General features: G+C 67.5%; 25 protein-coding genes. 11 read left to right on the top strand and 14 right to left on the bottom strand.

From position 1 onward, the window contains the following. Positions 1-79: 79 nt before the first annotated feature. Together B7D75_RS26960 and B7D75_RS26955 are read right to left on the bottom strand one after the other, a co-directional pair. The gene (locus B7D75_RS26960) at positions 80-442 is read right to left on the bottom strand and encodes a PaaI family thioesterase (protein WP_394420641.1); all 363 of its coding nucleotides are present in this window, start codon (positions 440-442) and stop codon (positions 80-82) included. A 38-nt stretch (positions 443-480) separates the two neighbouring features. After that, the gene (locus B7D75_RS26955) at positions 481-2820 is read right to left on the bottom strand and encodes a Tex family protein (protein WP_107114584.1); all 2340 of its coding nucleotides are present in this window, start codon (positions 2818-2820) and stop codon (positions 481-483) included. Positions 2821-3008: 188 nt separating this feature from the next. Between B7D75_RS26955 and amgR the strand changes: the two genes are divergently transcribed. Then, positions 3009-3752: a two-component system response regulator AmgR gene (gene amgR / locus B7D75_RS26950; protein WP_003096259.1), complete on the top strand. Its 744-nt coding sequence runs from the start codon at positions 3009-3011 to the stop codon at positions 3750-3752. Positions 3753-3846: 94 nt separating this feature from the next. After that, the gene (amgS, locus tag B7D75_RS26945; protein WP_034079768.1) at positions 3847-5166 is read left to right on the top strand and encodes a two-component system sensor histidine kinase AmgS; all 1320 of its coding nucleotides are present in this window, start codon (positions 3847-3849) and stop codon (positions 5164-5166) included. Between the two features lie 78 nt (positions 5167-5244). On the opposite strand, the gene B7D75_RS26940 is transcribed toward amgS, so the two are convergent. From B7D75_RS26940 to rimB, 3 genes are all read right to left on the bottom strand, one after another. Continuing rightward, positions 5245-6168: an LD-carboxypeptidase gene (locus tag B7D75_RS26940; RefSeq protein ID WP_042911032.1), complete on the bottom strand. Its 924-nt coding sequence runs from the start codon at positions 6166-6168 to the stop codon at positions 5245-5247. A gap of 275 nt (positions 6169-6443) precedes the next feature. Next, positions 6444-7349 (bottom strand): 30S ribosomal protein S6--L-glutamate ligase, encoded by a 906-nt coding sequence (gene rimK, locus B7D75_RS26935; RefSeq protein WP_003096254.1) that lies wholly within the window; start codon positions 7347-7349, stop codon positions 6444-6446. Between the two features lie 131 nt (positions 7350-7480). Then, entirely contained in the window at positions 7481-7981 is a 501-nt protein-coding gene (gene rimB / locus B7D75_RS26930) for a retropepsin-like aspartic endopeptidase RimB (protein WP_003151001.1), read from the bottom strand. 140 nt (positions 7982-8121) lie between these two features. Between rimB and B7D75_RS26925 the strand changes: the two genes are divergently transcribed. After that, complete coding sequence (locus tag B7D75_RS26925; RefSeq protein WP_003151002.1) at positions 8122-8517, top strand: RNA-binding S4 domain-containing protein; 396 nt, start codon at positions 8122-8124, stop codon at positions 8515-8517. Between the two features lie 46 nt (positions 8518-8563). Here the strand turns inward: B7D75_RS26925 and B7D75_RS26920 are convergent, their stop codons facing one another. Continuing rightward, positions 8564-9367 (bottom strand): phosphatase PAP2 family protein, encoded by an 804-nt coding sequence (locus B7D75_RS26920; RefSeq protein WP_053817903.1) that lies wholly within the window; start codon positions 9365-9367, stop codon positions 8564-8566. A 111-nt stretch (positions 9368-9478) separates the two neighbouring features. Between B7D75_RS26920 and hslO the strand changes: the two genes are divergently transcribed. Together hslO and B7D75_RS26905 are read left to right on the top strand one after the other, a co-directional pair. Beyond that, positions 9479-10372, top strand: a complete 894-nt coding sequence (gene hslO, locus B7D75_RS26915; protein ID WP_058136641.1) for an Hsp33 family molecular chaperone HslO — start codon at positions 9479-9481, stop codon at positions 10370-10372. 115 nt (positions 10373-10487) lie between these two features. Beyond that, positions 10488-12029, top strand: coding sequence for a phosphoenolpyruvate carboxykinase (locus B7D75_RS26905; protein WP_003151006.1), 1542 nt, complete (start codon positions 10488-10490; stop codon positions 12027-12029). 54 nt (positions 12030-12083) lie between these two features. On the opposite strand, the gene B7D75_RS26900 is transcribed toward B7D75_RS26905, so the two are convergent. Continuing rightward, positions 12084-12434 (bottom strand): type 1 fimbrial protein, encoded by a 351-nt coding sequence (locus B7D75_RS26900; protein ID WP_012077823.1) that lies wholly within the window; start codon positions 12432-12434, stop codon positions 12084-12086. A 311-nt stretch (positions 12435-12745) separates the two neighbouring features. On the opposite strand from B7D75_RS26900, the gene B7D75_RS26895 reads away from it, so the two are divergent. Next, a complete protein-coding gene (locus B7D75_RS26895) occupies positions 12746-13348 on the top strand; it encodes a nitroreductase family protein (RefSeq protein ID WP_034079764.1) in 603 nt (200 codons plus the stop codon). Positions 13349-13364: 16 nt separating this feature from the next. Here B7D75_RS26895 and B7D75_RS26890 read toward each other — a convergent pair whose 3' ends face one another. Next, a complete protein-coding gene (locus tag B7D75_RS26890; RefSeq protein WP_034079763.1) occupies positions 13365-14273 on the bottom strand; it encodes a LysR family transcriptional regulator in 909 nt (302 codons plus the stop codon). Positions 14274-14415: 142 nt separating this feature from the next. Between B7D75_RS26890 and B7D75_RS26885 the strand changes: the two genes are divergently transcribed. From B7D75_RS26885 to B7D75_RS26870, 4 genes are read left to right on the top strand one after another with little or no spacing between them, the layout of a single operon-like run. Beyond that, positions 14416-15651 carry a 3-hydroxyacyl-CoA dehydrogenase gene (locus tag B7D75_RS26885; protein WP_042911025.1) on the top strand — a complete coding sequence of 412 codons (1236 nt, stop codon included), beginning with the start codon at positions 14416-14418 and terminating at the stop codon, positions 15649-15651. 1 nt (position 15652) lies between these two features. Further along, positions 15653-17443, top strand: coding sequence for an acyl-CoA dehydrogenase C-terminal domain-containing protein (locus B7D75_RS26880; RefSeq protein WP_058129704.1), 1791 nt, complete (start codon positions 15653-15655; stop codon positions 17441-17443). Between the two features lie 26 nt (positions 17444-17469). Beyond that, positions 17470-18633: an iron-containing alcohol dehydrogenase gene (locus B7D75_RS26875; RefSeq protein ID WP_058129804.1), complete on the top strand. Its 1164-nt coding sequence runs from the start codon at positions 17470-17472 to the stop codon at positions 18631-18633. A 22-nt stretch (positions 18634-18655) separates the two neighbouring features. Then, positions 18656-19099, top strand: coding sequence for an acyl-CoA thioesterase (locus B7D75_RS26870; protein WP_107114583.1), 444 nt, complete (start codon positions 18656-18658; stop codon positions 19097-19099). Here the strand turns inward: B7D75_RS26870 and B7D75_RS26865 are convergent. Then, on the bottom strand, positions 19081-19638 hold the full coding sequence (locus tag B7D75_RS26865; protein ID WP_003157065.1) for a chorismate mutase: 558 nt from the start codon (positions 19636-19638) through the stop codon (positions 19081-19083). The two genes, B7D75_RS26870 and B7D75_RS26865, sit on opposite strands and share 19 nt — an antisense overlap. Positions 19639-19862: 224 nt before the next feature. Here B7D75_RS26865 and B7D75_RS26860 point away from each other — a divergent pair, with 224 nt between their 5' ends. Further along, complete coding sequence (locus B7D75_RS26860) at positions 19863-20084, top strand: carbon storage regulator (protein WP_003157066.1); 222 nt, start codon at positions 19863-19865, stop codon at positions 20082-20084. A 68-nt stretch (positions 20085-20152) separates the two neighbouring features. Here B7D75_RS26860 and B7D75_RS26855 read toward each other — a convergent pair whose 3' ends face one another. From B7D75_RS26855 to B7D75_RS26835, 5 genes are all read right to left on the bottom strand, one after another. Continuing rightward, positions 20153-20560, bottom strand: coding sequence for a glycine zipper domain-containing protein (locus B7D75_RS26855; RefSeq protein WP_012077815.1), 408 nt, complete (start codon positions 20558-20560; stop codon positions 20153-20155). A gap of 98 nt (positions 20561-20658) precedes the next feature. Continuing rightward, positions 20659-21174, bottom strand: a complete 516-nt coding sequence (locus B7D75_RS26850; protein WP_012077814.1) for a hypothetical protein — start codon at positions 21172-21174, stop codon at positions 20659-20661. 309 nt (positions 21175-21483) lie between these two features. After that, complete coding sequence (locus B7D75_RS26845) at positions 21484-23805, bottom strand: FdhF/YdeP family oxidoreductase (protein ID WP_042911022.1); 2322 nt, start codon at positions 23803-23805, stop codon at positions 21484-21486. Between the two features lie 7 nt (positions 23806-23812). Further along, positions 23813-24652, bottom strand: a complete 840-nt coding sequence (gene fdhD, locus B7D75_RS26840) for a formate dehydrogenase accessory sulfurtransferase FdhD (RefSeq protein WP_107114582.1) — start codon at positions 24650-24652, stop codon at positions 23813-23815. A 58-nt stretch (positions 24653-24710) separates the two neighbouring features. Beyond that, positions 24711-25631: a LysR family transcriptional regulator gene (locus tag B7D75_RS26835; protein WP_003156381.1), complete on the bottom strand. Its 921-nt coding sequence runs from the start codon at positions 25629-25631 to the stop codon at positions 24711-24713. Positions 25632-25764: the final 133 nt, after the last annotated feature.

Below are 25764 nucleotides of genomic sequence, written 5' to 3'. Positions count from 1 at the left end.
GGGAGCCGTCGAGCCGGGCGGTCGGCGCGGATCGGGATCGCCGTCGCGCGCCAATCTGCCGCATGCCGGCCGTGCCGGCTTACAGCTGGGCGAAGGTGCCTTGTCCCTTCGCGACCAGCCGGTCGCCCTGCAGCACCTCGGCTTCCACCACCAGGCTGCGGCGCCCGGCATGGAGCACGCGGGCGATGCAGCGCACCTCGCCGTCGGCGACGGCGCGGATGTAGTTGATCTTGCATTCCAGGGTGACGCTCTGGCGGTCGAAGCCATGGGAACTGGAGCAGGCCAGGCCCATGGTCACGTCCATCAGCGAGAACAGCGCGCCGCCGTGCATGACCCCGCCGCGGTTGCGCAGGTGCGCGGCCATCGGCAGGCGCACCTCGGCGACGCCGTCGCCGAGGCTTACCGGGTCCAGGCCGACCAGTTCGCTGAAGGCGCTGATCATCTGCTCGCGGGCGGGCATCTCGCTCATGGACGGCTCCGTCATTTCTTCTTCAGTTGCCTGGCGTTGGCGAACAGCGCGGCCATGGCGTTGTTCGCCGGCGGTGCGCTCTGCCCGCGCGAAGCGCCACGCTCCTGGCGTGGCTGGCCGCCGCCGGCGGGACGCCCGCCGCGCTGGCCTTCGACCTTCTCGCCGGGGGTGTCGCTCATGCGCATGGACAGGCCGACGCGGTTGCGCGGGATGTCCACCTCCATGACCTTGACCTTGACGATGTCGCCGGCCTTGACCACCTCGTAGGGATCCTTGACGAACTTCTCGGACAGCGCCGAGATGTGCACCAGGCCGTCCTGGTGGACACCGATGTCGACGAACGCGCCGAAGTTGGTGACGTTGGTCACCACGCCCTCGAGGACCATGCCCGGCTTGAGGTCCTTGAGGCTCTCGACGCCTTCCTGGAACTCCGCGGTCTTGAACTCCGGACGCGGGTCGCGGCCGGGCTTGTCGAGTTCCTTGAGGATGTCGGTGACGGTCGGCAGGCCGAAGGTCTCGTCGGTGAACTTCTTCGGCTCGAGGCGCTTGAGGAACGCCGAGTCGCCGATCAGCGAGCGGATGTCGCGCCCGGTGTCGGCGGCGATGCGCTGCACCAGCGGGTAGGTTTCCGGGTGCACCGCCGAGGCGTCCAGCGGGTTGTCGCCGTTCATCACGCGGAGGAAGCCGGCGGCCTGCTCGAAGGTCTTCTCGCCCAGGCGGCTGACTTTCTTCAGCTCGTCGCGGGTGCGGAACGCGCCGTTGGCGTCGCGGTGCGCGACGATGTTCTGCGCCAGCGTCGAGTTGAGGCCGGAGATGCGTGCCAGCAGGGCGGCGGAGGCGGTGTTGACGTCGACGCCGACGGCGTTCACGCAGTCCTCGACCACCGCGTCCAGGCTACGCGCCAGTTTCAGCTGGGACACGTCGTGCTGGTACTGGCCGACACCGATCGACTTGGGCTCGATCTTCACCAGCTCCGCCAGCGGGTCCTGCAGGCGGCGGGCGATGGACACGGCGCCGCGCAGGGACACGTCCAACTCGGGGAACTCCTTCGCCGCCAGTTCGGAGGCGGAATACACCGATGCGCCGGCCTCGCTGACCATGATCTTGGTCAGCTTCATGCCCGGATACTTCTTGATCAGTTCGCCGGCCAGCTTGTCGGTCTCGCGGCTGGCGGTGCCGTTGCCGATGGCGATCAGCTCGACCTGGTGCTTGGCGCACAGCGCGGCGAGCACGGCGAGGGTCTGGTCCCACTGGTTCTTCGGCGCATGCGGGTAGACGGTGGCGGTGTCCAGCAGCTTGCCGGTGGCGTCGACCACCGCGACCTTGACCCCGGTGCGCAGGCCCGGGTCCAGGCCGAGGGTGGCGCGCGGGCCGGCCGGGGCGGCCAGCAGCAGGTCATGCAGGTTGCGCGCGAAGACGCTGATCGCCTCGTTCTCGGCGCCGTCGCGGAGTTCGCCGAACAGGTCGGTTTCCAGGTGGGTGTAGAGCTTGACCTTCCAGGTCCAGCGCACCACTTCCGCCAGCCACTTGTCGGCGGCGCGGCCCTGGTTGGACAGGCCGAAGCGCTCGGCGATCATGACTTCGCATGGATGCAGGGTGCCCGGCGCTTCCTCGCCGACCTTCAGCGAGGCGCTGAGGACGCCTTCGTTGCGTCCGCGGAAGATCGCCAGGGCGCGGTGCGAGGGGGCGCTTTTCAGCGGCTCGTCGTGTTCGAAGTAGTCGCTGAACTTGGCGCCTTCCTGTTCCTTGCCGGGCACCACGCGGGCGGTCAGGGTCGCTTCGTTCTTCATGAACACGCGCAGCTTGTCGAGCAGGGCGGCGTCTTCGGCGAAGCGCTCCATGAGAATGTACTTGGCGCCTTCCAGGACCGCCTTGACATCGGCGAAGCCTTTCTCCGCATCGACGAAGCGCGCTGCCTCGCTTTCCGGGACCAGGGTCGGGTCGTCGAACAGTGCGTCGGCCAGTTCGCCGAGGCCGGCTTCCAGGGCGATCTGGCCCTTGGTGCGGCGCTTCTGCTTATAAGGCAGGTAGAGGTCCTCGAGGCGGGTCTTGGTGTCGGCGAGCTTGATGTCGCGGGCCAGTTCGGGGGTCAGCTTGCCCTGTTCCTCGATGCTGGCCAGGATCGCGCCGCGGCGTTCTTCCAGTTCGCGCAGGTAGCGCAGGCGCTCTTCCAGCATGCGCAACTGGGTATCGTCGAGGCTGCCGGTGACCTCTTTGCGGTAACGGGCGATGAAGGGAACGGTGGAGCCCTCGTCGAGCAGGGCGACGGCAGCGGCGACTTGCTGCGGTTGAACGCGGCCGGAGGGCAGTGCGGAGAGCTCCTCGGCGATACGGGTGTTGATGCTGTCCATTGATCCACCTGGTAAAACGAACGAAAACGGGCCGTGTAGACAACGTCCCGCCGCAAAAGCGCCGCATTATACCCGCCAAGTTTCGCCTTGGAGGGCGGCTGGTCGGGGAAAAATCTGCTAACAATGGACAGTCCGGCCCAGCCGCTACCTGGGCGATAATGCCCGTCTGACTCATTCTGGGAGTTTCTATGTCGAACCCTGCCGCCCTGGCCGAAGGTGAAAAGATCCTCGTCGTCGACGACGACGCCCGCCTGCGCCGCCTGCTCGAACGTTTCCTCGACGAGCAGGGCTACCGCGTGCGCGCGGTGGAGAACACCGAGCAGATGGATCGCCTGCTGTCCCGCGAACTGTTCCAGCTGGTGGTCCTCGACCTGATGCTTCCCGGCGAGGACGGCCTCACCGCCTGCCGCCGCCTGCGCGAGCAGAACAACCAGGTGCCGATCATCATGCTCACCGCCAAGGGCGACGAGGGCAGCCGCATCCAGGGCCTGGAACTGGGCGCCGACGACTACCTGGCCAAGCCGTTCAACCCGCGCGAGCTGCTGGCGCGGATCAAGGCCGTGCTGCGCCGCCAGGCGCCGCTGGTGCCGGGCGCCCCCGCCGGGGCCGACGAAGTGGTGACCTTCGGCGACTACCAGCTGTTCCTCGCCACCCGCGAGCTGAAGAAGGGCGACGAGGTGCACATGCTGACCACCGGCGAGTTCGCTGTGCTCAAGGCACTGGTGCAACACGCCCGCGAACCGCTGACCCGGGACAAGCTGATGAACCTGGCCCGTGGTCGCGAATGGGACGCCCTGGAGCGTTCCATCGACGTGCAGATCTCGCGCCTGCGCCGGCTGATCGAGCCGGATCCGTCCAAGCCGCGCTATATCCAGACGGTCTGGGGCGTCGGCTACGTGTTCGTCCCGGACGGCAACGCGCGCAAGGCCTGAGCCTCCGCGCGGCCGGTGCAGCGATGCACCGGCCGCGTCGTCTTACCCGCAACAGGCGTCGGCCCCGTCCGCCGGCGCGCAACCGGTCCGATCGATGAAAACGCCGCTCTGGTTCCCGCAAAGCTTCTTCGCCCGCACCCTCTGGCTGGTGCTGATCGTCGTGCTGTTCTCCAAGGCGCTGACCCTGGTCTACCTGCTGATGAACGAGGACGTGATCGTCGACCGCCAGTACAGCCACGGCGCGGCGCTGACCATTCGCGCGTTCTGGGCCGCCGACGAGGAGTCGCGCGCGGCGATCGCCAAGGCCTCCGGACTGCGCTGGGTGCCGAGCAGCGCCGACCAGCCCGGCGAGCAGCACTGGCCGTACACCGAGATCTTCCAGCGACAGATGCAGATGGAGCTGGGCCCGGAAACCCAAACCCGCCTGCGCATCCACCAGCCCTCGCAGCTCTGGGTGCGCGCGCCGAACCTCGGCGAAGGCTGGCTGGCGGTACCGCTGTACCCGCATCCACTGCGTGGCCAGCGGATCTGGAGCGTGCTCGGCTGGTTCCTCGGCATCGGCCTGCTGTCCACCGCCGCCGCCTGGATCTTCGTCCGCCAGCTCAGCCAGCCGCTCAAGCGCCTGGTGGTCGCCGCCCGCCAGTTCGGCCAGGGCCGCAGCGTGCGCCTGCCGCTGGGGCCGGAGACGCCGAGCGAGATGGCCGAGGTATACCGCGCCTTCAACCAGATGGCCGAGGACATCGAACAGGGCGGACGCGAGCGCGAGCTGATGCTGGCCGGCGTTTCCCATGACCTGCGCACGCCGCTGACGCGCCTGCGCCTGTCGCTGGAGCTGCTGCCGGAAAGCGAGCGGGAGATGGTCGAGGACATGGTCCGCGACATCGAGGACATGGACGCGATCCTCGACCAGTTCCTCGCCTTCATCCGCGACGGCCGCGACGAACCGGTCGAGGAAGGCGACCTGACCGACCTGGTGCGCGAGGTGGTGGCCCCCTTCAACCAGAGCCGCGAGCAGGTGCGCATGGCCCTGCAACCGGTGCCGGCCATGCCGTTGCGGCGGGTGTCGATGAAGCGCCTGCTGGCCAACCTGATCGACAACGCCCTGAACCACGGCGGCGGCTCGGTGGAGGTGGCCAGCTACGTGGCCGGCGAAAGCGCGGCGCCCTACGTGGTGCTGAGCGTGCTCGACCGTGGACAGGGCATCGATCCGGCCGAGGTGGACAGCATCTTCAATCCCTTCATTCGCGGCGACAAGGCGCGCGGCGGCAAGGGCACCGGCCTCGGCCTGGCGATCGTCAAGCGCATCGCCGCCCAGCACGGCGGCAGCGTCGAACTGCGCAACCGTGATGGCGGTGGCCTGGAGGCGCGGGTCTGCCTGCCGCTGGGGTTGCTGCTGCCGCGCGGCGCGGCCTGATACCCGACGGGAAGCCGCCGCTCCAGCGGCAGTTCCCGCCCCCTCTCGCGCTTGCGCAGAGGGGGAGCGCCCCCGTCCCTACCAGCGCAACCGGTTTCCCTCGAGCACCGCGGTCTTCCCGTAGGGCCAGGCCCGGTTCTGTGCTCCATGCCCGCTGGGCAGGTGGTGGTAGAGCGGCACCTCGATGGCGGCGGCGTATTCGCCGAAGATCCGCTCCAGGCTGTGGGCGACTTCCTTGCGCGGGCAATCGGTGAACGAGCCCAGGCAGATCGCGCCGAGCTGGCGTGCATCGATGCTTTCGAGCAATTGCCAGAGGCTGCGCTCCAGGCGGTAGTAGGGTTCGCCTACGTCTTCCAGGACCAGGATCGAGCCCGCCGGGGCGTGCAGGCCGCCAAGGGTGCCGGCCATGCTGGCCAGGGCCGTGAGGTTGCCGCCGATCAGCGCGCCTTCGACCCGTCGCTGGTGGCCGCCGAGATGTTGCACCGGCAATTCGTGGTCGCGGTCGGCCAGCAGGCGGCTGACCGAGGCCAGCGAGGCCAGGCGCTCCTGCTGCTCGCGCGGAGCGCTCAGTGGCGACAGGCCGAGGCCGGTGGCCACCGGGCCGTGGATCGCCGGTAGGCCGTGGCGGTGGAAGGCGCTGAGCAGCACCGAGATGTCGGAGAAACCGATCAGCGGCCGTGGCGAGGCGGCCTGCAGGCGGCCCCAGTCCAGTCCCGGCAGCAACTGGCCGCAGCCGTAGCCGCCGCGCAGGCACCAGACCGCCGTGACATCCGGCATGTCGAAGGCGTTGTGCAGGTCCTCCAGGCGTTGCTCCACGGTGCCGGCGAGGTAGCGGTAGCGCGCTTCGACGTGGCGGCCGAGGTGGTAGTCCACGCCGTGCACTTCCAGTTGGCGCAGGGTCGCCTCCAGCACGTCGGTGGCGATGGCCGAGGCCGGCGCGATCAGCGCCACCCGGCCGTCGATGGGCTGCCAGGTCTGGTCGGAGGAGGGACGAGAAGTCATGCGGCGGTTCCGTGAAGCGTCAGGAAAGGATTCGAGTGCCGGAAGAGCCAAGGGTTCGGCGGGGTTTCCGGCATCGGTTGCGGCGGTGCTTCATTCAAGCGTGGCGTGGGCGTTCTGTCGAGACTGGCTGCCGCTCGTTCGCCGGGACGACGTGGTGCTTTGCGCTGGATCGGGGCTGACCTCCTGTCGGGACATCGTGCCGGTCGGAGCCCCCGGCCCGGTCATCCGTGGCCGGTCGTTCGCCGGCGCAACGCGATGCGTTGCGAAAGCCCGGATCACCCCTTTCCCTTCGTTCTGGCCAGGTGGGGGCCGCCGTTCTTTTCCAGGTACTGGATGATGATTCCGGCGATATCCTTGCCGGTGGTGGACTCGATGCCTTCCAGGCCCGGCGAGGAGTTCACCTCCATCACCAGCGGGCCGTGGTTGGAGCGCAGGATATCCACCCCGGCGACGTTCAGGCCCATTACGCGTGCGGCGCGGATGGCGGTCATGCGTTCTTCCGGGGTGATCTTGATCAGGCTGGCGCTGCCGCCGCGGTGCAGGTTGGAGCGGAACTCGCCGGGCGCTGCCTGGCGCTTCATCGAGGCGATGACCTTGTCGCCGACCACGAAGCAGCGGATGTCGGCGCCGCCGGCTTCCTTTATATACTCCTGGACCATGATGTTGTGCTTGAGTCCCATGAATGCCTCGAGAACCGATTCGGCGGCCTTCTCGGTTTCGCAGAGGACCACGCCGATGCCCTGGGTGCCTTCCAGCAGCTTGATTACCAGCGGTGCGCCACCAACCATCTCGATCAGGTCCGGGACGTCGTCCGGGGAGTGGGCGAAGCCGGTCACCGGCAGGCCGATGCCCTTGCGCGAGAGTAGTTGCAGCGAGCGCAACTTGTCTCGCGAGCGGGCGATGGCGACCGACTCGTTGAGCGGGAACACCCCCATCATCTCGAACTGGCGCAGCACCGCGCAGCCATAGAAGGTCACCGAGGCGCCGATCCGCGGGATCACCGCGTCGAAGCCTTCCAGCGGCTGCCCCCGGTAGTGGATCTGCGGCTTGTGGCTGGCGATGTTCATGTAGGCGCGCAGCGTATCGATGACCACCATTTCATGACCGCGCTCCCGCCCGGCTTCCACCAGACGGCGGGTCGAGTAGAGCCGGGGGTTGCGCGACAGCACGGCGATTTTCATTCAGCACCTGTGGATGGTTTGGACCGGCTGGCGGACAGCGACGGCGAGGATGAGGGTGGTCGTTGCGGCAAGCGCGGGGCCTGCCGTTTCGAAAAGGATTGGAGGTTTGACAGGCGCGCTCCGGGAATGGCTCAAGCCGGACTCCCGTCGAGCAGGTTGATACCGTTCACGGCGGGTAGCGCCGCTGGCGACTCGGGGCGGTCCTGGACATAGGCCAGGGCCGGGTTGACCACCAGTTGCCCGGCGATCAGCGCCTTGGAGCCGAGCAGCACGCGGTAGCGCATGGACTTGCGGCAGGCCAGGGTGAATTCCACCGGCCACATGCGGTCGCCCAGCGCCAGGGTGGTGCGAATCACGTAGCGGGTCTGGGCCTGGCCGTTGGAGCTGCGGATGGTCTTGCGCGCGACCATCGGCGCTTCGCAACGGTGCCGGCGCTGCACCAGGGTGCCGAGGTGGGCGGTGAAGCGTACCCACTTCTCGCCGTCGCGCTCGAAGGGAACGATGTCCGAGGCGTGCAGGCTGGAGGTGCTGGCGCCAGTGTCGATCTTCGCACGCAGCCCGACCATGCCCAGTTCGGGAAAGGCGATCCACTCGCGCAGACCGATGACGGAAAGCTGGTCGAATGTCTTCACGGGTAGGCATTCCAGGCGTTTTGCCGGCATTCTAGCAGGGCTATGGGCGGCCGCCAGACGGCCCCGCGGTTGCCGAGACGAACCTAGCGGCTGTCTGTGACAGCCGCGAGACAACGGCGCAATGGAGACGGGAAACGGCAGTGAGCGAGAAAGACGACGACAAGGTGCGCCTGGACAAGTGGCTCTGGGCGGCGCGGTTCTTCAAGACCCGGGCGCTGGCCAAGGCCGCGATAGAGGGCGGCAAGGTGCATTGCGGCGGCGAGCGCTGCAAGCCGAGCAAGGAGCCCCGGCCAGGGGAGGAGCTGACCATTCGTACGGGCTTCGACGAACGGACCGTGGTGATCCGCGCGCTTTCCGTAGTCCGCCGTGGCGCGCCGGAAGCCCAGGCGCTCTATGAGGAAACCCCGGCGAGCCTGGAGCGGCGCGAACAGGCGGCGGCGCTGCGCAAGGCTGGGGCGCTGGGCGTGCAGACCGACGGGCGGCCGACCAAGAAACAGCGGCGGCAGATTCATCAGCTGCGCGGTGGCCAGGAATGACCTGAAGGGCGCCGGCCTTTGCCCGGGAGGGGAGGCCGGCGAAGGCTCAGGCGGAGTCGCGGATCGCGCTCAGGCGGCCGATCAGCGGCAGTTTCGCCAGCAGACGGAACAGCGGCTCGGTGGTTCGCACCAGCCAGGCGCTGGCCGTGGCCGCCAGCGGCGTGTAGCAACCCCAGGCGAGGGCCAGCAGGGCCATCTGCAGGCCGCCGATGTAGTCGTCCTGGCCCCAGTGGGCGCCGGCCACCAGGCGCGGCAGCATGAACAGCACGGCCAGGGTCCAGACCAGCAGGAACTGGCCGGCGCGGCGGGCGAACAGCGACATGAACAGCGCCCAGATCAGCAGCACAGAAGCGTGGTCGCCGGGGAAGCTGCGCTTGGAGCGGTCCTTGATTTCCCACACGCGCTCCCAGTCAGGGAAGTGGTCGCTGAGGTGGATGGCGTTGTCCATCAGCATCGACAGGCTGGCGTGCTGCCAGTGCAGGTGGTGGGCGAGTTTGGCGTAGAGCACGCGGATCACCACGAGGATCAGCAGGGTCACGATGAAGCCGAAGGTCAGTCGCCGCACCTGGCTGGCCGGCACCAGCCAGTCGCCGCGGACCAGCAGGCAGAGCAGGATCACCCCGACCACCGCGTCGAACGGCCGGGTGCTGAGCAGGCCCCAGAGCTTCAGCCAGGTTTCGTTGAGGGCGAGGGAGCCGTTGAGTCTGTCGAACAGCCAGAAATCGAAGCCGTTCATCAGTTCGCGGGTGGGGCCCCAGAGCCACAGGACCAGCAGCAGGAGCGCCAGAAGATGACAGGTGGCGAACTTGCGCCATTGCCAGGCCGCTTGGAACGGAGAGGCATTATCCATAGAATCGTTTCCCCTATCGGCGCCGGGTCGGCGTACGACTGTCACGAAGCGCGCTTTTATAGGCCTTTGTCACTCACTTGTCATTCCCTCATTCGTAGCGTTGTGTCCCGCATGTCCCATTCAGATCAGAGCCAGCGTTTCCTTTTCGACGATACCGACGTGCGCGGTGAAATGGTCGACCTCGAGCGCAGCTACAGCGAAGTCCTGGCCAAGCATCCCTATCCGGAACCGGTCGCGCAATTGCTCGGGGAGATGCTCGCGGCGGCCTCGCTGCTCTGTGGCACGCTCAAGTTCGACGGCCTGCTGGTGTTGCAGGCGCGTTCCAGCGGCGCGGTGCCGCTATTGATGGTGGAATGCTCCAGCGACCGTCAAGTGCGCGGCCTTGCCCGCTATTCGGCGGAGGCCATCGGCGCCGGCGCCGGCATGCAGGAACTGATGCCCGAAGGCGTGCTGACCCTTACCGTGGACCCGGTCAAGGGGCAGCGCTACCAGGGCATCGTCGCCCTGGAAGGGGTGAACCTGGCGGAATGCCTGTCCAACTACTTCGCCAGTTCGGAACAGCTGCCGACCCGCTTCTGGCTCAATGCCGATGGTCGCCGCGCCCGTGGCCTGCTGTTGCAGCAGCTGCCCGCCGACCGCCTGAAGGATCCCGAGGCCCGCGAGGCCAGCTGGCAGCACCTGATCACCCTGGCCGACACCCTGACCGCCGAGGAGCTGCTGGCGCTGGACAACGAGACCGTCCTGCACCGCCTTTACCACGAGGAAACCGTGCGCCTGTTCGAGCCGCAACCGCTGGTCTTCCATTGCAGTTGCTCGCGGGAACGTTCGGCCAACGCCCTGGTCAGTCTCGGGCAGGCCGACTGCGAGCGGCTGCTCGAGGAAGAGGAGGGGGCGATCACCATCGACTGCCAGTTCTGCAACCAGCGCTACCTGTTCGATGCCTCCGACGTCGCCCAGTTGTTCGCCGGCGCAGGCAGCCAGGGGCCCTCCGCGACACGCCACTGACGGTTTTTCATCCAGCGGGCTTTTCTGGCATAATCCCGCAACTTTTTTCCTGTAGTGATTTTTTTGAAGCGCTACGAAGTTTGGAGGACTCGGCCTCTGGCCGACGGGGAACCACATGACGCAAGCCAACAACGCCGTGTACACCGATATCAGCGCCGCCCAACTGGTAGAAGAAGCCATTCGCCGCGGTGAAGGCGAACTGGCCGCCAACGGCTCGCTGGTCGTTCGCACCGGCCATCGCACCGGCCGTTCGCCGGTCGACCGTTTCATCGTCGAAGAGCCGAGCACCAAGGATGCCATCGCCTGGGGCAACATCAACCGCCCGTTCCCGGCCGACAAGTTCGATGCGCTGTGGGCCCGCGTGGAAGCCTTCAACAACGCCCAGGACCATTTCGTCTCCCATGTTCATGTAGGGTCCGCCGAGGCTTACTACCTGCCGGTCAAGATGACCACCGCCACCGCCTGGCAGAACCTCTTCGGCCGTTGCCTGTTCATCGAGCCGGAGCAGTACAACCCGGCCGGCAAGGACGAGTGGCAGGTCCTCAATGTCGCCAACTTCGAGTGCGTGCCCGAGCGCGACGGCACCAATTCCGACGGTTGCGTGATCCTCAATTTCGCCCAGAAGAAAGTGCTGATCGCAGGCATGCGCTATGCCGGCGAGATGAAGAAAGCCATGTTCTCCGTGCAGAACTTCCTGCTGCCCGAGCGCGACGTGCTGCCGATGCACTGCGCCGCCAACATCGGCGAAGCGGGCGACGTGACCCTGTTCTTCGGCCTGTCCGGCACCGGCAAGACCACCCTGTCGGCCGATGAGAGCCGTTACCTGATCGGCGACGACGAGCACGGCTGGGGCGAGGGCGTGGTGTTCAACGTCGAGGGCGGTTGCTACGCCAAGTGCATCGACCTGTCCGAGAAGAACGAGCCGGTCATCTGGAAGGCCATCAAGTTCGGCGCCGTGCTGGAAAACGTGGTCCTCGACGAGGAGCGCGTACCCGACTACGCCGACGACAGCCTGACCCAGAACAGCCGCGCCGCCTACCCGCTGGAGCACGTCGAGAAGCGTTCCGAGAAGAACCTCGGCGGCGAGCCCAACGCGGTGATCTTCCTGACCTGCGACCTGACCGGCGTGCTGCCGCCAGTGTCGATCCTGAACAACGAGCAGGCGGCCTATCACTTCCTGTCCGGCTACACCGCGCTGGTCGGTTCCACCGAGATGGGTTCCGGCGGCGGCATCAAGTCGACCTTCTCCACCTGCTTCGGCGCCCCGTTCTTCCCGCGTCCGGCCGGTGTCTACGCCGAGCTGCTGATCAAGCGCATCAAGGCTTTCGGCTCCAAGGTCTACCTGGTCAACACCGGCTGGACCGGCGGCGGCTACGGCGTCGGCAAGCGCTTCAACATCCCGACCACCCGTGGCGTGATCGCCGCGATCCAGAGCGGCGCGCTGGTCGATGCGGAAACCGAGCACCTGGACATCATCAACCTGGACGTGCCGAAGGCCGTTCCGGGCGTCGAGACCAACCTGCTCAACCCGCGCAACACCTGGGCCGACAAGGCTGCCTACGACGAGGCGGCGAAGGGCCTGGCCAGGCAGTTCATCGAGAACTTCAAGAAGTTCGAGGTCTCCGACGCGATCAAGGCCGCGGGTCCGCAGTTGTAAGCTGTTTCGTAGGCCATGAAAACCGCCTTCGGGCGGTTTTTTCATGGCCGTTCATCAGGGGTAGCTGACAGTCACCAGGTAGCTGCCCGGACGGCGGTAACTGGCGGCCAGGTCGTAGCGCGCCGAGAAATCCCGGCCTCCCAGGCTCAGGTCGCTGGGCTGCAGGCTGCGCACCTCGCCGGTGCGCATGGAGCGGATGCTGACGTCAGCGGTACGCGCATGCATGGGGCAACCGCTGAGGCGGAAGCTGCCTCGCGACTCGCCCTGCTGCGAGGCGTTCATCGAGCACGGCGGCTCGACGATGGCACCCGTGAAGTAGATGACCCCACTGATGCTGTCGGCGAAAAGATTACTGGAAATTCCTACAAGAAGACTGAACAAAGCCAGTCGGCCCATCCTGTTCATGACCTTGACTCCTAGGTGAATACATCCTTTTTCTGCCTGGCACGGCTGGAAGGGGCCCTCTTCCAGTGGCTGGCATTGGAGTGGAATATAGGACAATTCCTAAAGAAAATTCCCTCCTAGGAATAATCTTAGGATTGATTCTGTAAGCAGCTGCTGTGGGTTATCGTCGGATTATTCGAGGAGTGATCCGCCTTATCGTGAATGTCCTAGGCCGGACCACCCTTTGCTCCACCCCGCGCCGGATGTATCGTGGCTCTCCTTCGCCGGCCTCTCGTCCGGCGCTCTGTTTCCCCCCGTAGTGGATCTAGCCCATGCATATCGAAGAAGCCGTCCGTAGCCGCCGTGCCATCAAGGGTTACGACCCTTCCTTCAGCCTGAGCCGCGAAGAGAAGGACCATCTCCTGGACCTGGCCCTGCATGCCCCCTCCGCCTTCAACCTGCAGCACGTGCGGCTGGTCGAGGTCAGCGACCCGCAACTGCGCGCACAGTTGCGCGAAGTGGCCTGGAACCAGGCACAGGTCACCGATGCGGCAATGCTGGTGGTGGTCTGCGCCCAGCTCGACAGCTGGGAGCGCAATGCCCAGCGGGTCTGGGATGGCGCTCCGGAGGCCGTGCAGGCCTTCATGGCCGGGGCCATCGATACCTATTACCGCGGCAAGCCCCAGGTGCAGCGCGACGAGGCCATGCGCAGCTGCGGCCTGCTGGCGCAGACCCTGATGCTGGTCGCTCGCGGCCAGGGGCTGGACTCGTGTCCGATGGATGGCTTCGACTTCGACGCCGTGGCCCGGCTGATCAACCTGCCGGACAACCATGTGATCGGCCTGATGGTGGCGGTCGGCAGGAAGGCCGTGGAGCCTTGGCCGCGCACCGGCAAGCTGCCGCGGGAAGAGCTGGTCGTCCGCGACCGCTTCTGAGAGTGGGGACGCGCGGCTAGCCGGGACCGCTGGCACTGACCTGGCGGATCTGCTCCACCAGCCATTGCAGGGCGATGTCGCGTTCACGCTGGGCCAGGTAGACCAGCTCCAGGTGGAAGGGCCCGAGATCGAACGGCAGGTCGAACGTTTGCAGCGGCAGAAGGCGTTCGAAGTGATGCGCCAACTGGCGTGGCAGCACCCCGACCAGGTCGCTGTAGGCGGCGATGTGCGCCGCTTGCAGGTAATTCGGCGTGGTGTAGACGACCTGCCGCTTGAGTCCCTGGCTGCCCAGCCATTGGTCGACCATGCCCTTGGTCTGCCCGCCGTGGACCCACAGGTGCTGCAATTCCAGGAAGGTGGCCAGGTCGGGGGGCTGCGGCAGCAGCGGATGCCCGCACCGGGCGATCAGCCGTAGCGTCTCGCTGGCCCAGTGGCGGCGCTGGAATCGCGCCGGGATACCCTCGAAGCGGCCGAGCACGAGGTCCAGCTCGCCCTTGTCCAGGGCTTCGGCCGGCAGGCTCGGGGCCAGGTGCTGGATGGCGATGGAGATTCCCGGGGCGCGTTCGCTCAGGCGGCGCATCAGGCTCGGCATGCAGATCAGCTCGACGTAGTCGGTCACCGCCACGGTGAAGCGTTGCCGGCTGCGCCCCGGATCGAAGCCTTCGCCATCGCCCAGGCTCTGTTCGATCTGCCGCAGCGCCGCGCGGATCGGTGCTTCCAGTGCCAGCGCCCGAGGTGTTGGTTGCATGGTCCGACCGGCGCGGACCAGCAGCGGATCGTCGAGCAGTTCGCGCAGGCGGTTCAGCGCGTTGCTCACCGCCGGCTGGCTCAGCGCCAGGCGCTCCGCGGCGCGCGAGACGTTACGCTCGCGCAGCAGGGCGTCGAGCACGCGCAGCAGGTTGAGATCGAAGGTTTGGATATTCACTGGCTGAATTCCAGATATCACAAGACTAAATTTCAAAAATAATACGACCTTCCCCTAAGGTAGTGGTCGCTTTTTGTGCGGCTGGACTGCCTCAGGTTTCGTCCGGCGTTTCTCCTGCGCTCGCCATAACGAGGACAAGACCATGAGCCAGAGTTTCTCCTTCCGCCAGGCCGCAGTGATCGGCGCCGGTACCATGGGCCGCGGCATCGTCATCTGCCTGGCCAACGCCGGGCTCGATGTGCTCTGGCTGGACAGCAACCCGCAGATGCTCAACCAGGCGCTCGGCGCCGTGGCCGATACCTACGCGCATAATGTGCGCCAGGGACGCATCGACGAGGACGAGGCGGCCGTGCGTCGTGCACGGATCACGCCGGTGCAGCACCTCGCCGCGATGCGCGAGGCGGACCTGGTGATCGAGGCGGTCTACGAGAATCTCGAACTCAAGCAGTCGATCTTCCGCGAACTGGATGCGGCGCTGAAGCCGTCCGCGGTACTGGCCAGCAACACCTCCTACCTGGACATCGACGCCATCGCCGCGGTCACCGGCCGCCCTGGCCAGGTGCTCGGCCTGCACTTCTTCAGCCCGGCGCACATCATGAAGCTGCTGGAGATCGTGCGCGGCGCGAAAACCGCCCCGGCGGTACTGGACGCCGCCCTGACGCTCGGCGAGCGGATGGGCAAGGTCAGCGTGGTGGCCGGCAACTGCCATGGCTTCATCGGCAACCGCATGCTCGAGCCCTACGCCACCGAGGCCCGCCTGATGCTGCTGGAAGGCGCCCTGCCGCATCAGGTGGACCAGGTCCTGCAGGAGTTCGGCTTCGCCATGGGGCCGTTCCGCATGTACGACGTGGTCGGCATCGACCTCGAATGGCGCGCCCGCGAGCTGGCCGGAGTCGGCCAAGACCAGCCGGCGGTACAGGTGGACAACCGTCTCTGCGAGATGGGCCGCTTCGGCCAGAAGAGCGGCGCCGGCTATTACCGCTACGCACCGGGCAGTCGCCAGGCCGAGCACGATCCCGAGGTGGACGCCCTGGTGGTGCGGAGCGCCGAGGGGCTGGGTTACGCGCGGCGCGAATTCGCCGCCGCCGAGATTCTCGAGCGCTGTCTGCTGGCGCTGGTCAACGAAGGGGCGAAGATCCTCGACGAGGGCATCGCCGCCAGCAGCGCCGATATCGATACCGTGTACCTGAACGGCTACGGCTTCCCCGCCGCGGAGGGCGGCCCGATGGCCTGGGCCGACCGCCTCGGCGCGGCCGGGCTGCTGCAACGCCTGCGTTTCCTCGAGCAGCGCCATGGCGCGCGCTGGAAGCCGGCGGCCCTGATCGAGCGCCTGGCCGGCGAGGGCCGGGCTTTCGCCGACCTGCGGGAGGCACGCTGAAATGAGTTACCAGGCTCCGCTGCGCGACATGCGCTTCGTGCTCCACGAACTGTTCGATGTCGGCGCGCACTGCGAATTGCTGGGCAACGGCATCGATCGCGAGCTGATCGACGGCGTGCTCGAGGAGGGCGCGCGCTACACCAGCCAGGTGGTGGCGCCGCTCAACCGCAACAGCGACGAGGAAGGCGCGAAGCTGAAGGACGGCGTGGTGAGCACCCCGACCGGCTTCCGCGAGGCCTACCGGCAGTACAGCGTGAACGGCTGGGCGAGCATGACCGGGCCCACCGAATACGGCGGCCAGGGCTTCCCGCAGATGGTTTCGGCCTGCTTTCACGAGATGCTGATGGCCGCCAGCCTGTCGTTTCGCGTCTACTCGGGCCTCACCGAGGGCGCTGTGCTGGCCCTGTACAAACACGGCGACGAGGCGCTGCGGCGCGACTACCTGGGCAAGCTGGTGAGCGGCGAATGGGCCGGCACCATGTGCCTGACCGAACCCCAGGCCGGCACCGACCTGGCCCTGCTGCGCACCCGCGCCGAGCCCCGCGCCGACGGCAGCTACGCGATCAGCGGCAGCAAGATCTTCATCAGCGGTGGCGAGCAGGACCTCACCGAGAACATCGTCCACCTGGTGCTGGCGCGCCTGCCGGACGCTCCGGCGGGGGTGAAGGGCATCAGCCTGTTCCTGGTGCCGAAGTTCATCGCCCGTCCCGACGGCTCCCTGGGCGAGCGCAACAGCCTGGGCTGCGGCGCCATCGAGCACAAGATGGGGATCAAGGGCGCCTCCACCTGCGTGATGAACTTCGACGGCGCCAGGGGCTGGCTGCTGGGCCAGGCGAACCAGGGCCTGGCCTGCATGTTCACGATGATGAACGACGCGCGCTTCCAGGTCGGCCTGCAGGGCCTGGGCATCGCCGAACGGGCCTTCCAGGGTGCCCTCGGCTACGCCCGCGAGCGCCTGCAGTCGCGCGCCCTGGTCGGCCCGCAGGCGCCGGACAAGGCCGCCGACCCGATCATCGTGCATCCGGACGTGCGGCGCATGCTGCTGACCCAGAAGACCCTGGTCGAAGGTTGCCGCATGCTGGCGGCCTGCTGCGCCCGCCAGCTCGACCTCGAGCATGGCCACCCGGACGCCGATGGTCGCCGCGCGGCGACGCGCCGGGCGGCGTTGCTGATCCCGATCGTCAAGGCGTTCCTCACCGATGTCGGCCAGGAAGTCGCCAGTCTCGGCGTGCAGGTGTATGGCGGCCACGGCTTCATCCGCGAATGGGGAATGGAGCAATTGATGCGCGACAGCCGCATCACCCAGATCTACGAAGGCACCAATGGGATCCAGGCGCTCGACCTGATCCGCCGCAAGCTGCTCGCCGACCAGGGCGGCGAACTGCTGGCCCTGCAGGGCGAACTGGCGGCGGCCTGCGAGGCGCTGCAGGGGCGCGCGGTGCTGGCGCCATTGGCCGAGCGGGTAGGACGGCGCCTGGCGGAGTGGCGGCAGCTCACCGGCCAGGTGCTCGAGGCCTGCGCCCGCGATCCCCAGGAAATCGGCGCCACTTCGGTGGACTTCCTCCAGTACAGCGCCTACGTGCTGCTGGCGGCGCTCTGGCTGCAGGCCGCGGCACGTGCGCAGGAGGCCCTGGACACTGGCTCCGCCGAAGGCGACTTCTACCGCGCCAAGCTGCGCGGCGCCGACTTCTACCTGCGGCGCATCCTGCCGCGCGCGAGCATGCACCGCGAGGCCCTGCTCGGCGGCGCCGAGTGCCTGATGGCCCTGCCCGAGGAGCACTTCTCGTTCTGATGGGCGCCACGCCCGGGGAGATCGATATGCAGCCTTTCAGTTTCGCCACCACCGCGCAGATACTCTGCGAAGCCGGCTCCGCCGTCCGCCTGGCGGAGCTCTGCCAGGAGCGCCGCGCGCGCCGCGTGTTGATCGTGACCGACCCGGGGATCATCCGGCTCGGCCTGCTGGATGCCGTGCTGCCCGGCTTTGCGCGCCTGGGGCTGGCCGTCGAGGTCTACGGCCAGGTCCTCGCCGATCCGCCCGAGGCGGTGGTCGAGGCCGCGCTCGAGCGGGCGCGGGCACTGGACGCCGAGCTGGTGGTCGGTTTCGGCGGCGGCAGTTCGATGGACGTCGCCAAGCTGGTCGCGTTGCTCGCCCACCCCCAGGCGCGGCAGGGCCTGGGCGAAGTGTTCGGGGTAGGCAACGCGCGCGGGCCGCGCCTGCCGCTGATCCAGGTGCCGACCACCGCCGGCACCGGCTCCGAGGTGACGCCGATCGCCATCGTCACCACTGGCGATACCACCAAGATGGGCGTGGTCTCGCCCTACCTGCTGCCCGACCTGGCGCTGCTCGACGCCGACCTGACCCTCGGCTTGCCGCCGGCGGTCACCGCGGCGACCGGTATCGACGCGATGGTGCATGCGATCGAGAGCTATACCAGCAGGCTGAAGAAGAACCCGCTCTCCGATCTGCTGGCGCGGGAAGCGCTGCGCCTGCTGGCGGCCAATCTGGACCGGGCGGTCCGCGCCGGCGGTGACCGCGAGGCACGCCAGGCCATGCTGCTGGGCGCCTGCCTGGCCGGCCAGGCCTTCGCCAATGCGCCGGTGGCGGCGGTGCACGCCCTGGCCTACCCACTGGGCGGACACTTCCATATCCCCCACGGCCTGAGCAACGCGCTGGTGCTGCCGGAGGTGATCCGCTTCAACGCGCCCGCCGCCAGCGAACTCTATGCCGAACTGGCGCCGCTGTTGCTGGGCGAACGCTTGCGCCCGGGCGATCGCGATGCGCTGACCGCGCAACTGATCGACGAGCTGGCCCGGCTCGGCCCGCGCAGCGGGCTTCCGAGCCGGCTGCGCGACGCCGGGGTGGAGGAGGCGGCGCTGCCACGCCTGGCCGCCGACGCGATGCTCCAGCAGCGCCTGCTGGTCAACAACCCGCGTGAGGTCGGCGAGGCGGATGCTCTGGCGATCTACCGCGCGGCCTATTGAGCCCCTTCAGCGAGGAATGGGCATGACGACTCCCGGGCGACCGCTGCGCGAGCAGTACCGCCACTTCCAGCCGATCACCACGCGCTGGCACGACAACGACATCTACGGCCACGTGAACAATGTGACCTACTACGCCTTCTTCGATACGGCGGTGAATACCTACCTGATCGAGCGCGGCGGCCTGGATATCCATGGCGACGAGGTGATCGGCCTGGTGGTCAGCTCCAGTTGCGACTACTTCGCCCCGGTGGCCTTTCCCCAGCGCATCGAGATGGGCCTGCGGGTGGCGCGGCTGGGCAACAGTTCCGTGCACTACGAACTGGCACTGTTTCTCGAAGGGGAGCGGGAGGCCCGCGCGGCCGGGCGTTTCGTCCACGTCTTCGTCGAACGCCACGGCAGTCGCCCGCAGGCCATCCCCCTGCGGCTACGGGAAGCGCTGGCCGCGCTTCAGGGCGAGGCCCAGTGACAGATGTCGCCCGCCGCCCGTGACAGGGCGATGGCGTGCAGGTCGTCCAGGCGGTCTTCGCGAATCTGCCGCTGCAGCGCCTGGTCGAGTCGCGGCCGGCAATCGTCGCCGCGCAGTTCGGCGAGCGCCGGCGCATAGCCCTGCAACAGTTCCAGGTTGAGCTGGTTGAGGCGCTCGCGGATGGGCTCCAGATCGATCACCTGGCCCGCCCCGGGCAGCGGCCGGCTGAGCAGGCGATACTGGACCAGCTTGTTCGCCTCGATCTGCGCGGCGAACAGCAGGCGCACCTGCTCCGCGTCGACCCCATGGCCAGCGGCCTGACCGGCGAGCATCTGCAGCTGCTGCTCCTCGCGCGGGCTGTCCTGCACCGCCTTGCCCGACTGCGCCTTGCTCAGGGCTACCTGATCGGCTAGTTGCAAACGCTGGCTGCTCAGGCTGAGCAATTGCTGCAGGGCCGGGGACAGCGGCTGGGCCTGGAGCAGCGGGCCGGGCAGGAGCAGGGCGGCTAGCAGGCCCCAGCTGGCGAACGACGGGCGCATGTGGAAATCTCTGGCTGGATTGATATCGGGCACGCTAGCAAAGCGGGCCCGGTGCGACAATCCAGGCAGCGTGGGGAGGCGATAGGGAAGCTGGGGATGGGACATTTCTGATTGAACGTTTGCAGTCTCGACGCTGGGACAATGTTCTGTGACCATCCCTCCACACCATTTCATTCACCAAAGGGGCCGGTTTGCCCCTGCTACGACTGGCAAGGACGCGGAACATGGGTTTCCTGATACTCTCCCGCCGAGAAGGCGAAGGCATCACCCTGTCCCTCAAGGCCGACTACCCGGCGGAGGAACTGATTCGGCAATTGCGCGAAGGCGGTATCCGGATCCTGGTCACCGACATCATCGGTAATCAGGCTCGGGTCGGGATCGAGGCGCCGCGAGGCGTCCTGATCGTTCGCGACGAACTGAAGGCGTCGCCGCCGCCGAAAGGCTGACGAACGGTAGAAACGAAAAAGCCTCGCAGTCGCGAGGCTTTTTCTTCGGCGTCCGACGAACGCCGGGATCAACGATGCTTGTGCTTGCGGTGTTTCTTTCCGCGATGACCGTCGTCGTTGTCCTTGCCCAGGTTGTTGCCGACCGCCCCGCCCGCCGCGCCGCCCAGGCCGGCGCCGATCGCCGAGCCGGTGCTGCCGCCGAGCTTGTCGCCGATCACCGAACCACCAGCTGCGCCCAGGCCACCGCCGAGGGCGGCCTCGGTCTTGCGTCCGTCCTTGGCGGTCATCGCACCGCCTGCGGCGCCGCCCAGGCCGGCGCCGATCGCCGCGCCGGTGCTGCCACCGATGGCGCCACCGACCACGTTGCCCAGGGCGCCGCCCACGCCGCCGCCGACGGCGGTCTTGGTGGAGTCGCCGGCAAGCGCGGTTTGTGCGCTCAGCAGGGCGAGCGCGATTACCAGGAGAGATTTACGCATCGTGCGTGCCTCATCGATCAATCGGGAATGAAATACGGTCGTTCGCACAAAGGCCGGACCTGGTGGCCCGGCCTTTGTGCTGGATGGAGCGGCGAGGATCAGTCGTCGTAGTAGCGACGATGATGCTTGTGGCGCTTCCACTTCTTGTACTGGCCATAGTGATGGCCGTTGTCGTGGCGGTAGTAGCCGTCGCGATAGCCGGCGCGGCGGTAGTAGCGACGGTCGCGGTAGTCGTCATCGTCGTCGTAGCGGCGGTTGCCGTCGCCATAATGGTTGCCCAGCGCGCCGCCACCGGCGCCGCCCAGGGCTGCGCCGATCAGGCCGCCGGTGCTGCCGCCGATCTGCCGGCCGATGACGTTGCCGCCGGCGGCGCCGAGGCCGCCGCCGATCGCCGCTTCGGTCTTGTTGCCGCGTCCGGCGCCGACCGCGCCGCCCGCAGCGCCACCGATGCCGCTACCGATCGCGGCGCCGGTGCTGCCGCCGACCGCATCGCCGACGACCGAACCCAACACCCCGCCCAAGGCGCCGCCGATGGCCGCGCGGGTGTCGTCGCCTGCGAAGGCGGTGCCACCGACCAGACTCAGGGACAACAGGAGTATCGAGGAATACTTCATAGAGAGTTTCTCTCTGTGGGGATGACGGCTGCGATGCTGGGGTTGGCCCCCATCGCTGACAAGCACCAGCCGACGATTGGTAGAGCAAATTCGAAATATTCCAAGTGCTTGTTTTTTATGGGGAACTTTCTTCAGTGGCGGCGGTCGTAGACCGAATGCGAAACGCGATTTCAGGGCCGAAATCGGTATTTTTGCTGGCGGGATGCTGGCCATTCTAACGCCGACGAGCGGCCTGCCTTCAAGGCCTTTCATCGACTTTTTCCTTAAGACGCCGCCTCCTGTTGCAGGAGGCGGCGTTTTTCGTGGGCTTCAGATAATGCGCCCGTCGCCCGTGGCCTTTTCCAGGCGTACCGCGATGAACTTCGAAGTCGGCGTATGGCTGCCGACGCCGACGCTTTCCAGCGGCACCAAGGGATTGGTTTCCGGGTAGTAGGCGGCTGCCTGGCCGGCCGGGATGTCGAAAGCGAGCAGGGTGAAGCGGCGTACCCGGCGCTCGACGCCGTCGCTCCACAGCGAGACCAGGTCGACCTTGTCGCCGGGCTGGTAGCCCAGGCGGCGGATATCCGCCTCGTTGGCGAACACCACCTCACGCTGGCCCTTTACCCCGCGATAGCGATCGTCCAGGCCGTAGATGGTGGTGTTGTACTGGTCGTGAGAGCGCAGCGTCTGCAGGATCAGGTCGGGTTCGCGACCGCTGTCGCGCACTTGCGCCGGCAGCAGGTCCCGCGGCAGCGGATTGGCGACGAAGTTGGCCTTGCCGCTGGCGGTGTTCCAGCGTCGCTCGCCAGCGGCGTTGCCCAGGTAGAAGCCGCCGGGATGCCGGACGCGGCGATTGAAGTCGGCGAAACCGGGGATGGTGTCGGCGATCAGCTCGCGGATGCGCTCGTAGTTGGCGATCAACGCGTCCCAGTCCACCGGATGGTTGCCCAGGGTAGCCTTGGCGATGCCGGCGATGATCGCCGGTTCCGAGCGCATCTGCTGCGACAGGGGCTCCAGTTGTCCGTAGGACGCGTGGATCATGCTGAACGAGTCTTCCACCGTGACCGCCTGCGGGCCTTCGACCTGGCGGTCGATGTCGGTACGCCCCAGGCAGGGCAGGATCAGCGCGTCGCGCCCGGTGGTCAGGTGGCTGCGGTTTAGCTTGGTGCTGATGTGCACGGTCAGTTCGCAGGAGGCCAGGGCCGCGTGGGTACGCGGGCTGTCCGGGGTGGCCTGGGCGAAATTGCCGCCCAGGCCGATGAAGACCTTCGCCTTGCCGGCGAGCATCGCGGCGATCGCCTCGACGGCGTTATGCCCGTGGTGGCGCGGCACCTTGAAGCCGAAGCGCCGCTCCAGCGCGTCGAGCAGCGCCGCCGGCGGCCGCTCGTTGATACCCATGGTGCGGTCACCCTGCACGTTGCTGTGGCCGCGTACCGGGCAGAGTCCCGCGCCGGGGCGGCCGAGGTTGCCGCGCAGAAGCTGCAGGTTGACGATTTCCTGGATGATCGCCACCGAGTGATGGTGCTGGGTGATGCCCATCGCCCAGCAGACGATCACCCTCTGCGCCCGGCGGTACATCCGCGCGGCCTGCTCGATTTCCTCCAGGCTGAGGCCGGACTGGCGCTCCAGGTGCTCCCAGGGCGTGGCATCCAGCTCGGCCAGGTAGGCCTCGACGCCATCGGTGTGTTCGGCGATGAAGGCGTGGTCGAACACCGCCTCGCCACCCTCGGCCTGGGCTTCGCGTTCCCAGGCGAGGAGAAACTTGGCGATCCCGCGGATCGCCGCCATGTCGCCGCCCAAGGCCGGGCGGAAGAACGCGGTGTTCAGCGGCGAGGAGCCGTTGGTCAGCATCTCCAGCGCATTCTGCGGATGCTGGAAGCGCTCCAGGCCGCGCTCCTTGAGCGGGTTGAAGCAGACCACCTGGGCGCCGCGCTTCACCGCCTCGCGCAGCGGCTCGAGCATGCGCGGGTGGTTGGTGCCGGGGTTCTGGCCGAGGATGAAGATCGCGTCGGCGTGCTCGAAGTCGTCGAAGGTCACGGTGCCCTTGCCGACCCCGATGCTACGGCCCAGGGCCACCCCGCTGGCCTCGTGGCACATGTTCGAGCAGTCGGGGAAGTTGTTGCTGCCGAAGGCGCGGACGAACAGCTGGTAGAGGTAGGCCGCTTCGTTGCTGGCCCGCCCGGAGGTGTAGAACTCGGCCTGATCGGGGCTTTCCAGGCGGTTCAGGTGTTCGGCGACCAGGGCGAAGGCGGCGTCCCAGGTGATCGGTTGGTAGTGATCGCTGGCCGGGTCGTAGCGCATCGGACCGGTGAGGCGGCCCTGGTACTCCAGCCAGTAGTCGCTCTGTTCGCGCAGGGCGCTGACGCTGTAGCGGGCGAAGAACGCCGCGTCCACCCGGCGCTTGGTGGCCTCCCAGTTGACCGCCTTGGCGCCGTTCTCGCAGAACTTCACCCGGCCGTCTTCCGGCGAGTCGCCCCAGGCGCAGCCGGGGCAGTCGAAGCCGCCGTTCTGGTTGGTCTTGAGCAGGGCGCGGAGGTTCTTGAACGGCTGTTTGCTGTCCAGCCAGAAGTGCGCCACGCTGCGCAGCGCGCCCCAGCCGGCGGCGGCACCGGCGTAGGGCTTGTAGCGGGGTTGGAGGGGTTGCAGGCTCATGACGGGCTCACTCGGTGACGGCCGGCGCCGGGCTGTAGACCCGCGGGGCGCTATGGTGGGGCTGGTGGACCAGGTTCAGGTGATGGCGCCGCGCCCATTGCACGGTAAGGCCGGTGGGCGCCGAGAGACTGACCAGCGTGCCGATCCCGGCACGCACGGCCTTGTGGATGAGTTCCAGGCTGCAGCGGCTGGTGACCACCGCGAAGCCGCTGGCGGCGTCCAGGCCCTGGCGGTGCAGGGCGCCGATCAGCTTGTCGAGTGCGTTGTGCCGGCCGATGTCCTCGCGGCACAGGCGCAGGTCGCCATGGCCGTCGAAGTACAGCGCGGCGTGCAGCGCGCCGCTGTTGCGCGCCAGTCGCTGGGCCTGTTCGATGCGCTGGCGCAGCCCGGCGAGGTGGGCTGCCGGCGGTAGCGCCCGCGGCGCCCGCGCCGGCAGCTGCGGCAAGGCCTGTTCCAGGGCTTCCACGCCGCACAGGCCGCAGCCGGAGGTTCCGGCCAGCTGGCGGCGTTGGCGCTTGAGATGCCAGAACGCGCGGCTGCTGATCTCGACCTCGGCTTGGAGGGAGTCGCCCTGGCCGCTGACGCGGATTTCATAGATTTCGTCGATGGACTCCACGAAGCCGCTGCTGAGGCTGAAACCGCGGACGAAATCCTCGATATCCTCGGGCGAGGCCATCATCACCGCCTGGTTCAGGTCGTTGTAGCTGATCGCTAGGGCACATTCGGCGGCAAGGGAGGCCTGGCCGACCCGCTGCGGCAGGTGCAGGTCGGCGTAGCGGTAATCGTCGGGAACGGCGGAAGGCGCCCAGGTATCCGCGGATACCGGGCAGGCAGGCTGGCAAGGCATGGGCTGGGCCCTATCGTTCTAGGTGTGGCACCAGCCTAGGCCTGTCGCGGAGCAGCGTCTAATCGGTTGTGCCGATACCATGATCGACAGTGTCTATCATGTTGTCGGGAGACAGCCAGGCGCGCGCCTCCTCGAAGCATGCCTCGGCCAGGGCCGAGCGCGGCTGGCCGCTGCGGATGATCAGGCCGAGCGGGGCCAGGGTATGGGCGTCCTCAATGGGGATCAGGCGCAACTCGACGTCGACTTCGCTGCCCAGCGGCATGATCGCGCAGCACAAGCCGCGCTGCACCGCCTGCAACAGTTGCTGCACCGAGTCGGTCTCCAGGCGCGCGACAGGGCTCAGGCCGCGGCTGCGGAAGTTGTGGTCGATCGACTGGCGGAAGTGCATGCCCGCCGAGAGCAGCCCCAGTGGCAGGCCGGCCAGGTTTTCCCAGTTCAGCACCGGGCTGTCGAGCGGGAAGTGCCGGGGATGATGGAGCAGGCCCATGCGTGTCTCCGCCAGCTCGACGCCCTCGAAGTGGCTGCGGTCCAGGCGGTCCAGATAGGAGACGCCGAGGTCGAACTGGTTACGTGCCAGGCCTTCGAGGACCTTTTCAGAACTCAGGGAATACAGCTGGAAGCGCAGCTCCGGATGACGCCCGGCCATGTGCTGGACCAGGCGCAGCGGGTCGAAGCTGGCCAGCGGCACCACGCCCAGGCGCAGGGTGCCGACCAGTTGTCCACGGCAGGCGGCGGCCTCGGCGTACAGGCCTTCCTGGGCCGCCAGCAGGCTGCGGGCCCAGGCCAGCACGCGGTCGCCGGCCTCGGTGAAGCCTTCGAAGCGCTGGCTGCGGCGCACCAGCTCCAGGCCGAGTTCTTCTTCCAGGTTGCGCAGGCGCATGGACAGGGTCGGCTGGGTGACATGGCAGCGCGCGGCGGCCTGGCCGAAATGGCGGGTTTCGTCGAGGGCGCAGAGAAATTTCAGCTGCTTGATGTCCATCGGCGCTTCCAGGGAGGGGTTGTCGCGGAATCTTAACGCGAATGGACGCAGTGTTTCGGAACGGCGGAGCGGCCTTGGGGATATTTCGCCGGATTTTGCAGTCTAGACTTGGCTAGTCGCGGATCGGGATTGC

This window comes from Pseudomonas paraeruginosa (genome assembly GCF_003025345.2).
Lineage (GTDB): Bacteria > Pseudomonadota > Gammaproteobacteria > Pseudomonadales > Pseudomonadaceae > Pseudomonas > Pseudomonas paraeruginosa.
Note: the sequence above shows the minus strand (reverse complement) of the source record. Positions and strands in the feature narration are given on the sequence as shown.

Bases quoted from the DNA above. Each gene is read 5' to 3' on its own strand.
- B7D75_RS26960 (WP_394420641.1), bottom strand. From the start codon at position 442: ATGATCAGCGCCTTCAGCGAACTGGTCGGCCTGGACCCGGTAAGCCTC.
- B7D75_RS26955 (WP_107114584.1), bottom strand. From the start codon at position 2,820: ATGGACAGCATCAACACCCGTATCGCCGAGGAGCTCTCCGCACTGCCC.
- amgR (WP_003096259.1), top strand. From the start codon at position 3,009: ATGTCGAACCCTGCCGCCCTGGCCGAAGGTGAAAAGATCCTCGTCGTC.
- amgS (WP_034079768.1), top strand. From the start codon at position 3,847: ATGAAAACGCCGCTCTGGTTCCCGCAAAGCTTCTTCGCCCGCACCCTC.
- B7D75_RS26940 (WP_042911032.1), bottom strand. From the start codon at position 6,168: ATGACTTCTCGTCCCTCCTCCGACCAGACCTGGCAGCCCATCGACGGC.
- rimK (WP_003096254.1), bottom strand. From the start codon at position 7,349: ATGAAAATCGCCGTGCTGTCGCGCAACCCCCGGCTCTACTCGACCCGC.
- B7D75_RS26920 (WP_053817903.1), bottom strand. From the start codon at position 9,367: ATGGATAATGCCTCTCCGTTCCAAGCGGCCTGGCAATGGCGCAAGTTC.
- hslO (WP_058136641.1), top strand. From the start codon at position 9,479: ATGTCCCATTCAGATCAGAGCCAGCGTTTCCTTTTCGACGATACCGAC.
- B7D75_RS26905 (WP_003151006.1), top strand. From the start codon at position 10,488: ATGACGCAAGCCAACAACGCCGTGTACACCGATATCAGCGCCGCCCAA.
- B7D75_RS26900 (WP_012077823.1), bottom strand. From the start codon at position 12,434: ATGAACAGGATGGGCCGACTGGCTTTGTTCAGTCTTCTTGTAGGAATT.
- B7D75_RS26895 (WP_034079764.1), top strand. From the start codon at position 12,746: ATGCATATCGAAGAAGCCGTCCGTAGCCGCCGTGCCATCAAGGGTTAC.
- B7D75_RS26885 (WP_042911025.1), top strand. From the start codon at position 14,416: ATGAGCCAGAGTTTCTCCTTCCGCCAGGCCGCAGTGATCGGCGCCGGT.
- B7D75_RS26880 (WP_058129704.1), top strand. From the start codon at position 15,653: ATGAGTTACCAGGCTCCGCTGCGCGACATGCGCTTCGTGCTCCACGAA.
- B7D75_RS26875 (WP_058129804.1), top strand. From the start codon at position 17,470: ATGCAGCCTTTCAGTTTCGCCACCACCGCGCAGATACTCTGCGAAGCC.
- B7D75_RS26870 (WP_107114583.1), top strand. From the start codon at position 18,656: ATGACGACTCCCGGGCGACCGCTGCGCGAGCAGTACCGCCACTTCCAG.
- B7D75_RS26865 (WP_003157065.1), bottom strand. From the start codon at position 19,638: ATGCGCCCGTCGTTCGCCAGCTGGGGCCTGCTAGCCGCCCTGCTCCTG.
- B7D75_RS26860 (WP_003157066.1), top strand. From the start codon at position 19,863: ATGGGTTTCCTGATACTCTCCCGCCGAGAAGGCGAAGGCATCACCCTG.
- B7D75_RS26855 (WP_012077815.1), bottom strand. From the start codon at position 20,560: ATGCGTAAATCTCTCCTGGTAATCGCGCTCGCCCTGCTGAGCGCACAA.
- B7D75_RS26850 (WP_012077814.1), bottom strand. From the start codon at position 21,174: ATGAAGTATTCCTCGATACTCCTGTTGTCCCTGAGTCTGGTCGGTGGC.
- B7D75_RS26845 (WP_042911022.1), bottom strand. From the start codon at position 23,805: ATGAGCCTGCAACCCCTCCAACCCCGCTACAAGCCCTACGCCGGTGCC.
- fdhD (WP_107114582.1), bottom strand. From the start codon at position 24,652: ATGCCTTGCCAGCCTGCCTGCCCGGTATCCGCGGATACCTGGGCGCCT.
- B7D75_RS26835 (WP_003156381.1), bottom strand. From the start codon at position 25,631: ATGGACATCAAGCAGCTGAAATTTCTCTGCGCCCTCGACGAAACCCGC.